This is a genomic window from Herbidospora cretacea (assembly GCF_001570605.1).
In the GTDB taxonomy this organism is placed as follows: domain Bacteria; phylum Actinomycetota; class Actinomycetes; order Streptosporangiales; family Streptosporangiaceae; genus Herbidospora; species Herbidospora cretacea.
In genome coordinates this window covers 58,198-71,808 of sequence record NZ_BBXG01000012.1, presented here as the reverse complement: position 1 = coordinate 71,808, position 13,611 = coordinate 58,198, and the positions used below count along the sequence as shown (strand labels likewise).

Genomic DNA, 13,611 nt, shown 5'->3' with positions numbered 1-13,611 from the left:
GAAGGATAGTCACCGCACGGCGGGCATCGCGCGCAGCTCCCGTCCCTGCAGCGACCCCAGCAGCCACCCCTTCTCGTACGGCACCACGTTGGCCGGGGCCGGGTCGATGCCGGACAGCCGCCGTTCGATGCGGCCCTGTGGGCTCAGCACCAGGATCGAGCCGGAAGGCGGGTTCTCCTCGTCGGCCAGGAGGCTCGCGGGCAGCCGGGCCGCCAGTCGCCGGGTCCAGGTTCCCGGCAGGATCCGGTCGTCGAGGAGGGGGACGCGGTCGTACACGGGGAGCAGGAGGGTCCCGCCGGGCAACCCGGTGAGGCCGTCGCCGATGCCGGGGACGTGGTCGAGGAAGGTCGTGAGCGTCCCGTCGGTCAGGGAGTACCTCCTCACCCGGTAGCGGGTCGACTCGACCACCAGCAGGGACCTCTGGTCTTCGGTCACCACGACGCCGTTGGGGAAGTACAGGTCCCGGGCCAGGGTCGTGGTCGTCCGCGAGGTGGGGTCGTAGCGGAGGAGCCTTCCTCGGGGGCGGCCCTCCAGGAAGTCGTACACGGAGAAGGCGGAGCCCTCCAGGGTCGAGTTGTTCAGCCGGCTGTTGGAGTCGGTGAAGTAGACCGTCCCGTCGTCGGCCACAGCCAGGTCGTTGGCGAAGCGGATCCTCTCGCCGTCGGCGGTGTCGGTGAGCAGGGTCACGGTGCCGTCGGGGGCGACGGACTGCAGGCCCACGCCGTGGTTGGCTATCAGCAGATCGCCGTGCGCGTCGAAGGCCAGGCCCAGTGGCCGCCCGCCCGCCTGGGCGAACAGCTCGGGCTCGGGGGCCAGGCGGACGACGCGCCCGTCGATGAGTCCGGTGTAGACGCGTCCGGACGCGTCGACGGCCATGTCCTCCGGGCCGGGCAGCGCGCCGATCGGGGTGACCCCGGCGGCGGGGACGTCCTCGGCCACGGGGGCAGGCGGGCCCGGGTCCCAGGCGAAGGGGTCGACGGGCGGGCGGAGGAGCACGAGGAAGGCGGCGACCAGCAGCGCCGCCACGGCGGCCACGGCGAGGGCCGGTCTCTTGAGACGTTTCACGCCGCCGAGTCTGCGGCCGTGCTCACGATCCCAGAAGCGTGGCTGTACGCACCCATGGTGCGGCTGGCCTCACCCGTTCAGGTAGCGGAGCACCGCCAGGACCCGACGGTGGTCGTCGGGATGGGCGGGCAGGGTGAGCTTGGCGAAGATGCCCGAGCAGTGCTTCTCGACGGTCCGTTCGGCGATGCCGAGGCGGGTCGCGATGGCCTGGTTGGTGCGGCCCTCCGCCATCAGCGACAGCACGCTCCGCTCGCGTTCGCTGAGGCCGTGGAGGGGGTCGTCGCGCCGGTCGCGGCGGCCGACGAGCTGGTCGATGACGACGGGATCGAACGCCGCCCCGCCGCCGCCGACCTGCCGGACCGCCGCGGCCAGCTCGGCCAGGTCGGCCACCCGGTCCTTGAGCAGGTAGCCGACGCCCCGCGCGCCGCCGTCGAGCAGTTCGATCGTGTAGGTGAGGCGGACGTACTGGGAGAGCACCAGCACCCCCGTACCGGGATGGAGCCTGCGGATCTCCCCCGCCGCCCGCAGCCCCTCGTCGGTCCGGGTCGGCGGGAGCCGGATGTCCACGACGGCGACGGCGGGGCGGTGCTCGTCCACGGCCCTGAGCAGCGCGGCGGCGTCCTCGACCGCTGCGACGACGGTGAACCCGGCCTCGGCGAGCAGCCGGACCAGCCCTTCACGCAGCAGCGCGCTGTCCTCGGCGATGACTATCCGCACGGCAGCACCGCCTTCACGACGGTTCCGCGCTCCCCGGTGACGCTGAGGGTCCCGCCGCAGACGGCGACGCGGTCGGACAGCCCGCGCAGCCCGCTGCCCCGCGACGCGTCCGCGCCGCCGGTCCCGTCGTCGCGGATCTCGACGGACAGCACCCCGTCACCCGTCACCACCTCGACGACCGCCTCCCCGGCCCGCGCGTGTTTCGTCACGTTGGCCAGCGCCTCGGCGACGACGTAGTAGGCCACCGTCTCGACCTGCGGCGACAGCTCCCCGACGACCACGGTCACCCGGACCGGCACCGGCGACAGCGCCGCCAGCTCCCTGACCGCGCCGTCGAGCCCGCGTTCGGTGAGCACCGGCGGATGGATGCCCTGCGTCAGCGCCCGCAGGTCGCCGAGCACCGCGAGCAGGGCGCCGCGCGCCTCCCTGATCAGCGGTACGGGGTCCCGCGAGGCCTCCGCCAGCGACAACGTCATCGGGATCGACAGCAGCCGCTGCTGCACCCCGTCGTGGAGGTCCCGCTCGATCCGCCGCCGCTCGGCCTCGGTCGCCTCGCCGACCTGCCGGACGCGGTCCCGCAACTCGGCGGCGAGCCGTTCGTTCGACAGCGCCAGCCCCGCCGCGGCGCACGCCGCCTCGATCAGCTCGGGCTCCTCCAGCAGGACGGGGTCGTGGACGAGCACCGCCAGCCGCTCCCCCGCCCGGTCGACCCGCGTGGCCCCGGTATCCGGCACGTCGATCGCCCGTCCGTCGAGGCCGACGTAGCGGCCGGACACCCAGTAGCCCACCCGCAGACCGGGATCCCGGAGCAGCGCCGCCAGCTCGGCCTCGATCCCCCCGGCCGGGACGTCCCCCAGCCGGACCACGAGGTCCGTGATCCGGCGGCGGGGCAGCCCGGCCAGATAGCCGAGCGGCACGAGGCCGAGGGCGGCCTGCGTCAGGTCGGCCGCCAGCGGATCGGCCGCGACCGGCTTCAACCCCAGCACCACCACGACCGCGACCAGCCCCGACAGCGTGACCGGGTTGAACACCCGCCGCCGCGCCGCCGCGCTCCCCCGCCACCGGAGCACCTGCGCCGCGATCACCGCCGTCCCGCCCGTCGCCAGCCCGGCGAGCGGCGACGCCACCGCGAGGGGCAGCGCCGCGTAGACGACGCCGACGCCCACCCGCTGCGCCGCGCTCTCCGCGCGCCCGGTCGGAAAGGTGATCAGCCAGTGCCCCAGCACCGCGGCCCAGGCGCTGGAGGCCACCGGGACGGCCGGCCCCAGCTTGGCGAACAGCCACAGCACGCCGGCACAGGCCAGCAGCGGCCCGGCGCGATAGCGGGGCTGGACGCGCCACCCGACGACCCCGGCGACGAGATATCCGGCCCCGACGAGCAGGGCCGACTCTAATCCACCCACGCCCAGAGTCTAGAAGTCGTCAGCCCGGCCTGACGTGGATCGCCTCCCGTGGACAGCACTCCGCGACCTCCCGCGCCAGGTCGACCTCGCCCGGTTCGGCGAGCTCGCCCGCGCGCGCGACCGCGAGCCGGTCGGGCCCGAGGGTGAACAGCTCGGGCGCGGTCGCCGAACAGAGCCCCGTGCCGTAGCAGAGGGCCCGGTCGACCTCCACCCGCCAGGCCGTCACAGGACGACCGGCAGGGCGCGGTAGTCGTTGAGCGCCCAGACCTCGTGCCGGCGGATCTCGTCCCGGGGGATCGCCAGCCGCAGGCCGGGGAACCGCCCGATCAGCGTGGCCAGGGCCATCTCACTGATCAGCCGGGCCGCGGCGGCGCCGAGACAGTTGTGGATGCCGTGGCCGAGCCCGAGGTGGCGCGCTCCGGTGCGGCCGAGGTCGAGCCGGTGGGGGTCGGGGAAGACCTCGGGGTCGCGGTTGGCCGAGGCGACCATGACCATGACCGGCTCCCCGGCCGCGATCTCCTGGCCGCCCACCCGCACGTCCTCGGTGGGGAACCGCCAGGGCACCGACGCGACCGGCGACTCGTAGCGGAGCAGTTCCTCGATGCCCGGTCCGGCCAGCACGCCCGGGTCGTCGGCGACCGTCTTGAGCTGGTCGGGATGGTCGAGGAGGGCGAGCATCGCGTTGGTGATGAACATCTTGGTCGTCCCGACCCCCGCGATGATCATGATGATGACCAGCGCGTCGAGCTCGTCCTGGGTGATCCGGCCCTCCTCGTCGGCGGCCCGGATGAAGGCCGAGGTGAGGTCGTCGCCGGGCTGGGCCCGCTTGAGGGCGACGAGTTCGCGCCCGTAGGCGATGATGCGCTCCCGCGCGCCGGGGATGCGCGGGAAGTCCGCCGGGTCGGTCGAGATGAGCAGGTCGACGTCGCGGGCGAGCTGCTCCCGCCGTTCCAGCGTGAACCCGAGCCGCGTCGAGATCACCTCCGACGGGATCAGCGCGGCGAACTCGGCGACCAGATCGCGCTCCTGCCCCGGCGCCCAGCCGTCGACGGTCATCTCGATGACGCGGCGGATGTCCTCCCGCCATCGGTCGACGTTGCGAGGGGTGAACGCGGCCATGGCGCAGCGGCGCACTTTCGTGTGCTGCGGCGGGTCGAGCCCGGGAATGGTCTGCGCCAGCACGGTGCCCGCGCTGATGGACAGCCCGGACGCCTGGAATTCGGGACTGCCGCGCCATTCGGCCGTGCTGAACCGGGTGTCGCCGAGGATCGCCAACGCGTCGTCATACCTGGTCACGACCCACATGGGGACGTTCCCCACCGGAAAGACATAGGGGTGGACGGGTGAATTCACCCGCAGCCAGTCGAGTGCCGTATAGGGATCGCGGAAATAGTCAGGGCCGAATAACTCGAACGGAACGACCGTATTCGCCATGCGCGGATTTCCTCCCGCAGAATGAGATCGCCCGCATCGTACCTTCGCGTTTTCCGCGCGAACAGCGGCCTTTTCAGCCGCCGCGGGCGGCACCGCGCAGCAGCAGGGTGGTCACCACGCTGCACACCCCGGTCAGCGCGATCGCGCCCCCGACGGGGAGGACCTCCGCGGCCACCCCGAAGACCAGGGGCCCGACCCCCTGGATGGACATGGTGGCCGTGGTGAGCAGCGCGAACCCCTGCCCCTGCAACTCGGCGGGCACCGCCACCAGAAAACGCCGCTGCAGCCCGAGCAGATACGCCGACCCCGTCCCGGTGACCACGTAGACGGCGGCGACCCCGGCGTAGGGCAGGTCCACCACCAGCGCGATCGTCGGCGCGCCCATGACCAGCAGCAGCGGCACGACGAGCCGCTCCCGGGCAGCCGGCCCGAACGCCCGCCCGACCACCACGTCGCCGACGAGCATCCCGGCCGACGTCGCCGCCAGCAGGAACCCGGTCTGCGCCGGCCCGAAGCCCCGGTACGCGGCGTACGGGATGACCAGACTCCCCGCCGCCGCCAGGTAGGCGGCGGGCAGGCACTGCACCATGATCAGCTTGACCACCCCGGGCGCGGCCACGAGCGCCGCGTTGCCCCGCAGCGTCCCGCGCACGATCGACCCGCCCGAACGGGCCACCTCGGTACGCGCCAGGAACACCCGGCTGATCACCATCGCGAGCAGGTGCGCCCCGGCGGTGACCAGCATGGTCCGCTCCACACCCAGCCCCGCGACCAGCGCCCCACCGGCCGCCATCCCCACCAGCTGCGCCGACACCGCCACGATGTAGTTCAGCGACCGCCCGAGCACGTAGACGTCACCCGAGAGGACCCCCGCCATCACCCGGCCGGCCGCCCCGGTGATGACCGGCGTCAGAGCGGCGACGGCCGCGACGAGGAGCAGACTCACCCCGACCGGCAGACGCCCGAACGCCAGCAGCAGCCCGACCGCACACTGCAGCGCGTAGCCGGAGGTGATCAGGGTCCGCGGCGAGAACCGGTCGGCCATCGCCGCGAGGAACAGCCCGCCCGCCGCCTGCGGCAGGAACCCGATCGTGAACGCCAGCGCCGTCAGCAGCGGGGAGCCGGTCTGGTCGTACACGAGCACGGCCAGCGCGACCGACCGCAGCGTGTCCGACATGACCCCGAGCAGCCGCGCCGCGAACAGGGCCCGGAACTGACCGACCGCGAAGACCTGGCCGTAGGTGGCCTTGGCCGTGAACATGTCGGTCATGAAGGGGGCGCTCCCATGGGAGAAAGGTGGCGACATGTGTCACCCTGGGCGGCTGCGCCCGCATCGTACCTTTCGCCTTTTCACCCCGACCACGCGTTTTCCCCGGTGACGGAGAATTGGAAACACCCGAACTCGACCGCCCTGACGTGCACGACGGCGGCCTCCCTCAGCAGCTCCCGCGCGACACTTTCGGGATCCCCTTCAGCCGGAACCAACCGCCCCCCGAGGATGTGACCGCGCTCGTCATAGGCCCTCAGCACCCGCGCCACCCCTCTGTGCGCCGCCGGCCAGCCGCCGCTCCCGGGGCCGGAGCAGGGCTCGGCGTGCACGAAGACCGGCCCCTCCTCGTCGTAGGGCCCGGGGTCGCGGGCCCAGCGCCTGAGTGGCGCGTAGGTGAGCAGCGCGACGCGTTCGCCGGGCCGCGCCTTGGTCAGGCAGCAGCGCAGAGGGCTGCCGCCCTCTGCGTCGACGCCGAACCGGGGAGCGTGGCCCGCGTCGTCGGTGCCGAGCAGCGCTGTGACGGTCGCCGGAGGAATCGGCTCGATGGTGATGTCCATGGCGTCATCGTGGCGGCGTACAGGAAGAGGACCCTGGCGGCGATCGGACGGCGCATGCCCATCGGGACCGGCTACGTGACCGGCCCGGAATGAGACAGCCGTTCTTCCCGAGGTCGCCAACCCGGCCGGAAAAGGCGAGGGCCCCGCACATCAGTGCAGAGCCCGACCAGCCGATTCACCCTTAACAGTGGGCCAGCTCGGTCATCGCGTTCTTGGTGTCACTAGCGATCTTGATCCCTCGGCCGAGCTCCTTGATGACCGCCTCCAACAGGCCGACTGCTTCGATCGTCGCGGCGTCCACTTGGGCGCCGGAGCGGATTCGGGCGTTAATCGCGAGGGACGCCATTATGGGTCGATGGGTGAAACATTCACTGATGAGGGCCAGGAAATTGTCGCCCTCGGACGATCGGAGCTGCTCGGCCTCACGCGCGGAGACGCTCGCGTACACCCAGACGCTGCCGGCCATCAACACGCCTTCGAGGCATTCGAAGACGTAGAGGTTTCCGGCCTGCCGGATGAGCCCGAGAGTGGGCATGTCGTAGCGGTCGAAGACCTCTATGGATTCTGTGCTGGGAGTCGGCAGCCACGGTCGCTCGCCGATCCCCAACTGGATCAGGTCGCTCACAGTTGGCCTTCCTTCCAGTCGGGAGGCTCGAAGCATCCCTCGAACCTCTCCATGTCATCCTGAGTCCACGTGCCCTGCAAGTCCAGGGGCATTACCGAAACGTGGAAAGGGTTGGCGCGGGTAGGGGTGGCCCACACCCTGAATCCGGCCGCCCGCAGGTCAGCCACCTTCGCATGCCTCGCACCCTCTCCCGGCATCGCTCCTACATGCCTAGGCCGCCGACGTTGGATCATGAGTGCGACTTTGTCCACGTCCAGACGTCCTCTGATCAGCGAAAGTTCTTGCGGGTCCTCGCCGATACTAGGACGACACTTGAACGGTTTGCCGTCGATCGGACTATGGATCGTGCCGTACTGGCAGACCCACTCCTCGTCTCCGAGGTCGTCGCTGTCCATGCGGTCACCTTGAGGGGTTGGCTTCGCGTAACCCCCGCGACTCTAATCACGCATGTCATTCTCCTGCACCATTACCGACCAGTATCCAGGCCACTCAGACATCAAATAGCGACAATCCGCCTCACATCACCATGAAGGGTGACTATTGAGGAAACGCACTATCAGAAGAAATGGTTCACCTTTTGGAGCTAAAAGTCCAATTAGTAACCAGATCGTGATCACGAGCACAATCAGGAAAGATGATCAGTCCCGATTTCTCGAACGTATATATTCATTTCGTATCATCACATACCGGTCATCCACATTGTCCAGATGCGGCATATCTACTCGGCAGACACCCAGCTCAACAGGTTCCGCAGCTTGGTGAGATGCCACCGACCTTGTGGAAGCCTGCAACGCCATTTCTGGGACGCCCGGTCAGTGGCAGTGCGAGCCGTGGTTCCCGCCCGGCGACGCCCCCAGGTCGTCGTCGTGGCCCGCGTCGAGCCGGGGCCACTGGGCCGTCGGGCGGCCGTTCTGCTTGAACTGGCTGCCCCGGGCGTCCCAGTGCTGCGGCCAGCCCTCCGGCGAGTCCTCCCAGAACTCCTGCCGCCCGTGAACGGTCAGGTCGAGCAGGCCGTAGGAGGGCGCCATCACCTCGTTGCCCCGCCCGGTCGTCCAGTAGGTCTCGTAGACCTTGCCGCCGTCGCGGAGGTAGGCGGCCAGGACGCCGAAGTGCCGCCCCGCGACCAGCCGGTCGACGGACTCCTCCGGGACCGAGAACCAGGGGACGGTCCAGCCCATGAAGTCGCGGTAGCGCGAGCTCTCCTCCCAGGGGCCCTGGCAGAAGGTCGCGTAGGCGACGTCGCGCGAGTGCAGGTAGGAGAGCTGGCCGATGTGGGACGTGGAGAAGGTGCACCCCTCGCACTGCTCGGCGGCGGGCTTGCCGGTGTGCCACATCTGGAAGTAGGCGATCAGCTGCGACCGGCCGCCGAAGACGTCGATCAGCGGCACCGGGCCGTCGGCGCCGATGAGCGGGGTCTGCGCGTCGACCTCGACCATCGGCAGCCGGCGGCGTTCGGCGGCCAGTGCGTCTCCGGCCCTGGTGTGGGCCTTCTCCTTGACCCGGAGTTCGTCGATCCTCGCCTGCCAGGCCTGCCGGTCGGCCACGGGCGGCAGGGACTGCTCACTTGTTCGAGTTTCGGTCATGCGACCTGTCTAGCAACATTCACGCGGCCCCGTCGACCGTCAGCTCCGGCCAGAACTCGCGGTAGCGGCCGGAGTGGAAGACGAGCGGCTCCCCCTCGGTCCGGTGGTAGCGCTCCACCGCCCCGACGAAGATGTGGTGGTCGCCGCCGTCGTGGACGCGCTCCGTCCGGCAGACGAAACTCGCCAGCGTCCCCGCGAGGATCGGCAGCGGCGCGGGCACCAGGTCAACCCCGGCGAACTTGTCGGCCGACGGCGTGGCGAAGCGCCGGGACAGGTGGTCCTGGTCGGCGGCCAGGATGTTGACGGCGAACCGCCCGGCCCGCAGGAAGAGCGGCGCGCTGGGCGCGCGGTTCGACAGGCACCAGAGGGCCAGCGGCGGGTCGAGCGAGACCGAGGTGAAGGAGTTGACCGTGACCCCGGCCCGCTCCCCGCCGGCGGTCGCCGTGGTGATCACCGCGACGCCTGTCGCGAACTGCCCGAAGGCCTCACGCAGCGGTCTCATGACGCGACCCGGCCCAGGTAGGCCTCGGCCCGCTCGGCGTCCATGAACCATTCGGCGTAGTCGGCCGGGTCGTTGAAGCCGTTGACGAACCGGTGGGCGATCTCGGGGTGCTGCCCGGCCGCGCCCAGGAGCGCGAAGTGGTGGGGTTCGGCCGGGGCCAGCAGGGCGTTGGTCCAGTCGGTGACGTGGCGGGCCTGCGTCCAGAAGCGGTCGAAGGTCTCCCGCATCCAGGCGGCGTCGAACGGCTGCGCCCCCCGCTCGACGATGGCCCGCAGGTAGGTCGCGGCGCACTTGGCGGCGTTGTTGCTGCCCTGCCCGGTGATCGGGTCGTTGAGCACCACGACGTCGGCCACGCCCAGCACCGGCGCCCCGGAGGGCAGCACCGCGACGGGACGGCGGACCGTGGGGGCGAACCGTCCGGTGAGCACCGCGTTGGCGTCGGTGAGCTCGATGCCGGCGCAGCGCTCGGCCTCCCACGGGAAGAAGGTCTCCAGGATCTGGCGGCTGCGCGCCAGATGGTCGGCAGGGTTTTGTACGTCGCCCCAGCAGTCCATCGGACCGCCGGGCACCCCCTCGAACACCATGATCTCGCAGGGCCCGGTGTGGGTGAGGGCGGGGAAGACGAAGTACTCCCCCACCCCCGGCAGCAGGTTGAAGCAGACCGCCGAGTGGCCGGGCCGGGGGGCGAGCCCGTTGACATAGGTCACCGCCAGCGCGCGCTGCGGGGTCGTGTACGGAGAACGCGCCGCGTCCCGCTCGAAGAGCGAGGCGATCGGCCCCTTCCCCGCGGCGACGAGCACCAGGTCGTACCGCGCGGCGTAGCTTTCCAGGTCCTCGGGCGTGGCGTCGTGGATGACGAGCTTGCCGCCGAGCCGTTCGAACTCGCCCAGCCAGACGGGCATCTTCACCCGCTGGTCGACCGAGCGGGCCGGCACGTCCAGCCGCGCCGCCCAGTCGAGCGCCTTGCCGCCCTCCGGGCTCGGCACGGTGAGCGCGATGCCCTCGATGGGCGGGCAGACGTCCGTCCACAGGTCGAGCCCGAGCTCGTGCTCGTGGGCCTGGGCGTTGCCGAACATGGCCTGGCCCGACATCACCCGCCCGTCGCGGATGTCCTCAGGAGTGCGGTTGGAGATCACGGTGACGTCGTAGCCGTGCTTGAGCAGCCCGATGGCCAGGTGAAGCCCGGCCTGACCGGCGCCGACGACGAGGATTTCACGCATGGTGGTGGGTCCCTTCGGTGTCAGGAGTGGAGATTGCGATCGGCGCCTGACAAGAACGGTACGGTCGGCCCGCCCGCCCGGGCCATCCGCTGAGCGCGGATCTCATCCACCTGACGCGGACCCCCGGCGCAGCGTCTCCGACGGCGGCAGCCCGTACCGTTCGCGGTACAGGGCGGCGAACCGCCCCTGGTGCAGGAACCCCCACCGGGCGGCCACCGTCGTCACCGTCACCCTGGCCGGATCGGCCGCGCCGAGCTCGTCGTGCACCCGCGCCAGCCGCACCTGCCGCAGGTAGCCCATCGGGCTGAGCCGGAAGTGCGCCCGGAACCCCTCCTGGAGGGACCGGCTGCTGACCGCCACGGCGTTGGCGATGTCAGAGGTGGTGAGCGGCAGGTGCGCGTGCTCCTCGATGAACTCCATCGCCCGCCGCACGACCTTCGGCACCGCCGCCGGCCTGGGCGTCCGCAACCGCTCCAGATAGTTGGACGGCTGCATCGTCAGCAGCAGCGTGATCAGCGCGTTCTCCAGATGGGCGATGGCCAGCGGATGCCCGGTCAGCCCGTCGTCGCGCTCGGCCTCCCGGACGAGCAGATCGGCCATGTCCCGCCAGGACCGCGTCCACCCCGTCGTCAGATCCACCCCGAGGTCGAAGACGACCGGCTCGCCGAGCCGCTCGCCGAGCATCTGCTCCAGCGACCGCTCGACGGACGCGCGCTCGAACTTGACCACCAGCTGGGGACACCCGGCGGCCCACCGCATGTCGAGATGGCGCGTCGGCGAGGGCAGCGCGGCGAGGAGCGGGTCGGAGACGATCTCGACGTCCCCCGCGCGGATGAGACTCCGCCCCGCGAGCGGGATCATGACCAGGAAGAACGTGTCGAGATCCCCGGGCTCGATGTGGACGTCGGCCCCGTAGTCGAGGTAACTGACCCGGACCGACCCGAGCTGGACGGAATTGAACCGGGCCGACAGCAGGTCCACGTCACCGGTCAGGTCGAGCCGGTGTGGACAGAACACCTTGGCGACCTCGCCGCGGACCTCGTCGAGGTCGGAACTGGCGAAGACGGCACGATTGCTCAGCAGCACACCTGATGATCGGCTCTCCGGCCCCGAACGTTCCACGGAAAAGTACACACAGCAGCACCCATTCGAGAATGCCTCCGACCTTCACGTCAGCAATTGACGGACATTAGGAATACCAATATCCCACTAAGATCACGTCCCATGCTTTCCAATACTTTATGGCGCATTATCAGAATTGGCGTGGTAGGTCTTGTTCTCGTCGCGGTAGCCGCAGGCCTGGTGGTCGGCGACGACTGGCTCTGGGTGGCCGTCAACTGGTCACCGCCGCTCTTCATGGACTTCTACGCCCCCGACGGCTTCGACCTCCTCACGACATTCGCCCTGGTCGCGGCGGGCGTCCTGAAAGCCGCGCTCCTGTGGCTGATCCTGCGCACCCCGAAAACAGGCCCCTTGGACCGCAGGGAAAAGGCGCTGCGCTTCCTTCTGTACGTGGCGGTCGCGGAGGCCCTCGTGCTCTGGTATCCCGCCTCGCTGCTCCCCGACGAGGTCTACCTGTCCTTCGGGCTGGCGCTGTGGACCGCGATCGACGTCCTCTACCTGCTCGTCATCCGCTGGCGCTCCACAGCGCTGCGCGCTGCGGCCGGCGTGATCTCCGCCGCCCTGCTCGCCGCCATGGCGGGCGACCTCCTGGACGAACTCGACCTCCTCGAACTCCACCTCAGCGCCCCCGTCCAGATGGCCCTGGTGGTGAGCGGTGCGGCCGGCATCCTCCTCACGGTCACCGGCCAGCGCCGCGACGGCCGCTGGAGCCCCGGCACCCTGATCGCCGGATATCTGGCGCTGGCCGTCTACCTCATGGTGATCCCGCTCCAGTACTTCGACGCGGCGTCCGAGAACCTGGTGATCCTGGTCCTGTGGGACGCGCTCGCGCTCGTCCACACCGTCTGGCTCGCCGCCACCGCCCGCGAGATGCCCACAGAGGAGCGCGGGCCCACCCCCTCGCCCCCACTGCGCCCAGCGGTCCGCGCCGCCGTGGCCTCGGTGGCCCTGCTGCCGGTCATCGTCGTGATCCACCCAGAACACACCCCGCACTTCACCTACAGCGGCTGGGAGTCGGACTGCTACGACCGCCCGAACTTCGGCGACCTGAAACCCGCCGAACGCGACGCCACGTTCCTCTGCCTGGCCCGGAGCGTGGACGACGGCTTCGCCCCCATGTTCCCGGAGACCGCCTCCGACCAGGAGATCCTCGCGTACGGACAGTCGCTGTGCCGGGCCGAGGACCGAGAGGAGCAGGAGTCGATCCTGGAACGAGCCGGCAGCGAACGCGCCTCTTGGGGCGTCGATCCGTGGGACCTCGTCTACATCTGCCCCGAGATCATCGGCGCCACCCGCCCCGAACTCCTCCGCTCTACGGAGGAGACGAAAGCCGCCCACAGGGCCTACGTCGCCGAACAGAACGCGAGATGCCGCGACCCCTGGCCCCGGACCAGGGGCGTCGTCCAGGCCACCGCCAACTACTCCCTGTTCGCCGACGGCGACTACGGCTACTTCGTGCACGACCCCGACGACTCCGGAGACTCGGCCGAACGGGCGACGGACGCCATCTACGACGACGGCACCCAGATCGGCGTCCACGGCAGCGCGGTCCTCGTCGGCCACCTGGAGGACGTCATCGACCTGTGCCTCACCGTCAAGGCCTTCCGCACCGCCCCGCCGAAGCGGCTCGCAGGCTGGCACCAGGTCACCGAGGTCCCCGTCATCAGCCGCACCGGCCGCCTCACCGTCCCGGAACGAGGCGAACACGGCGACGCGGGCGCCGACGCCCCCATGCCGAATCTGGCGATCGCGGGCAAGGGCCGTTACCGGGTCCGCGTGTACGTGCGCCTCACCGAAGCAGACGAGGAACACCTGGTCGTCGTGTTCCCGGGCGCATCGAGAAAGCGCCTCAAACTGAAGCACTGAGCGAAAAGGCCGCCAACCATTCGATTCGTGTACTTATGCGCACCATTGACGCGGGCCCGCCGTAGCGTTCTCGCGAACGCATCGGAAGCCACTGACCGCTCAATGACGCCACCCACGTATCACTCAGGTATGGCCCATGGCAGCCGGCCCGAAATGGCGCCGCCCACGAGTCATGATGTCCGCTCACTCGATCACCGCGCCGTGGGCGGCAGAACCACGACGGACGCTGGGCATCTTCCCGTCTTGT

14 protein-coding genes are annotated in these 13,611 nt (G+C 70.4%); 1 reads left to right on the top strand and 13 read right to left on the bottom strand.

What is annotated here, in order from left to right:
- Positions 1 to 9: 9 nt before the first annotated feature.
- From AW270_RS23410 to AW270_RS23350, 13 genes are all read right to left on the bottom strand, one after another.
- Positions 10 to 1,065 (bottom strand): SMP-30/gluconolactonase/LRE family protein, encoded by a 1,056-nt coding sequence (locus tag AW270_RS23410; protein WP_157522452.1) that lies wholly within the window; start codon positions 1,063 to 1,065, stop codon positions 10 to 12.
- 69 nt (positions 1,066 to 1,134) lie between these two features.
- On the bottom strand, positions 1,135 to 1,782 hold the full coding sequence (locus AW270_RS23405; RefSeq protein WP_061297329.1) for a response regulator transcription factor: 648 nt from the start codon (positions 1,780 to 1,782) through the stop codon (positions 1,135 to 1,137).
- A complete protein-coding gene (locus AW270_RS23400; protein WP_061297327.1) occupies positions 1,773 to 3,185 on the bottom strand; it encodes a sensor histidine kinase in 1,413 nt (470 codons plus the stop codon). The genes AW270_RS23405 and AW270_RS23400 overlap by 10 nt, the downstream gene beginning before the upstream one ends.
- Before the next feature lie 19 nt (positions 3,186 to 3,204).
- Entirely contained in the window at positions 3,205 to 3,411 is a 207-nt protein-coding gene (locus AW270_RS23395) for a ferredoxin (RefSeq protein ID WP_061297325.1), read from the bottom strand.
- Entirely contained in the window at positions 3,408 to 4,481 is a 1,074-nt protein-coding gene (locus AW270_RS23390; RefSeq protein WP_169807360.1) for a cytochrome P450, read from the bottom strand. The genes AW270_RS23395 and AW270_RS23390 overlap by 4 nt, the downstream gene beginning before the upstream one ends.
- Positions 4,482 to 4,692: 211 nt before the next feature.
- Entirely contained in the window at positions 4,693 to 5,889 is a 1,197-nt protein-coding gene (locus AW270_RS23385; protein ID WP_061297321.1) for an MFS transporter, read from the bottom strand.
- A gap of 80 nt (positions 5,890 to 5,969) precedes the next feature.
- Positions 5,970 to 6,446, bottom strand: a complete 477-nt coding sequence (locus AW270_RS23380) for a DUF1203 domain-containing protein (RefSeq protein WP_061297318.1) — start codon at positions 6,444 to 6,446, stop codon at positions 5,970 to 5,972.
- A 181-nt stretch (positions 6,447 to 6,627) separates the two neighbouring features.
- On the bottom strand, positions 6,628 to 7,071 hold the full coding sequence (locus tag AW270_RS23375) for a hypothetical protein (protein WP_061297315.1): 444 nt from the start codon (positions 7,069 to 7,071) through the stop codon (positions 6,628 to 6,630).
- On the bottom strand, positions 7,068 to 7,466 hold the full coding sequence (locus AW270_RS23370) for a hypothetical protein (RefSeq protein WP_061297313.1): 399 nt from the start codon (positions 7,464 to 7,466) through the stop codon (positions 7,068 to 7,070). Before AW270_RS23370 ends, AW270_RS23375 begins: the two co-directional genes overlap by 4 nt.
- Before the next feature lie 417 nt (positions 7,467 to 7,883).
- On the bottom strand, positions 7,884 to 8,654 hold the full coding sequence (locus AW270_RS23365; protein WP_061297310.1) for a DUF899 family protein: 771 nt from the start codon (positions 8,652 to 8,654) through the stop codon (positions 7,884 to 7,886).
- A gap of 19 nt (positions 8,655 to 8,673) precedes the next feature.
- Positions 8,674 to 9,156, bottom strand: a complete 483-nt coding sequence (locus tag AW270_RS23360; protein WP_061297308.1) for a flavin reductase family protein — start codon at positions 9,154 to 9,156, stop codon at positions 8,674 to 8,676.
- The gene (locus AW270_RS23355) at positions 9,153 to 10,376 is read right to left on the bottom strand and encodes a styrene monooxygenase/indole monooxygenase family protein (protein WP_061297306.1); all 1,224 of its coding nucleotides are present in this window, start codon (positions 10,374 to 10,376) and stop codon (positions 9,153 to 9,155) included. Before AW270_RS23355 ends, AW270_RS23360 begins: the two co-directional genes overlap by 4 nt.
- Positions 10,377 to 10,478: 102 nt before the next feature.
- The gene (locus AW270_RS23350) at positions 10,479 to 11,462 is read right to left on the bottom strand and encodes an AraC family transcriptional regulator (protein ID WP_061297304.1); all 984 of its coding nucleotides are present in this window, start codon (positions 11,460 to 11,462) and stop codon (positions 10,479 to 10,481) included.
- A 177-nt stretch (positions 11,463 to 11,639) separates the two neighbouring features.
- On the opposite strand from AW270_RS23350, the gene AW270_RS23345 reads away from it, so the two are divergent.
- Entirely contained in the window at positions 11,640 to 13,364 is a 1,725-nt protein-coding gene (locus AW270_RS23345) for a hypothetical protein (protein ID WP_157522449.1), read from the top strand.
- Positions 13,365 to 13,611 lie beyond the last annotated feature (247 nt).

Excerpts from the sequence above, each read along its gene's own strand:
- AW270_RS23355 (WP_061297306.1), bottom strand. The coding sequence starts at position 10,376 with ATGCGTGAAATCCTCGTCGTCGGCGCCGGTCAGGCCGGGCTTCACCTG.
- AW270_RS23380 (WP_061297318.1), bottom strand. The coding sequence starts at position 6,446 with ATGGACATCACCATCGAGCCGATTCCTCCGGCGACCGTCACAGCGCTG.
- AW270_RS23370 (WP_061297313.1), bottom strand. The coding sequence starts at position 7,466 with ATGGACAGCGACGACCTCGGAGACGAGGAGTGGGTCTGCCAGTACGGC.
- AW270_RS23365 (WP_061297310.1), bottom strand. The coding sequence starts at position 8,654 with ATGACCGAAACTCGAACAAGTGAGCAGTCCCTGCCGCCCGTGGCCGAC.
- AW270_RS23385 (WP_061297321.1), bottom strand. The coding sequence starts at position 5,889 with ATGACCGACATGTTCACGGCCAAGGCCACCTACGGCCAGGTCTTCGCG.
- AW270_RS23360 (WP_061297308.1), bottom strand. The coding sequence starts at position 9,156 with ATGAGACCGCTGCGTGAGGCCTTCGGGCAGTTCGCGACAGGCGTCGCG.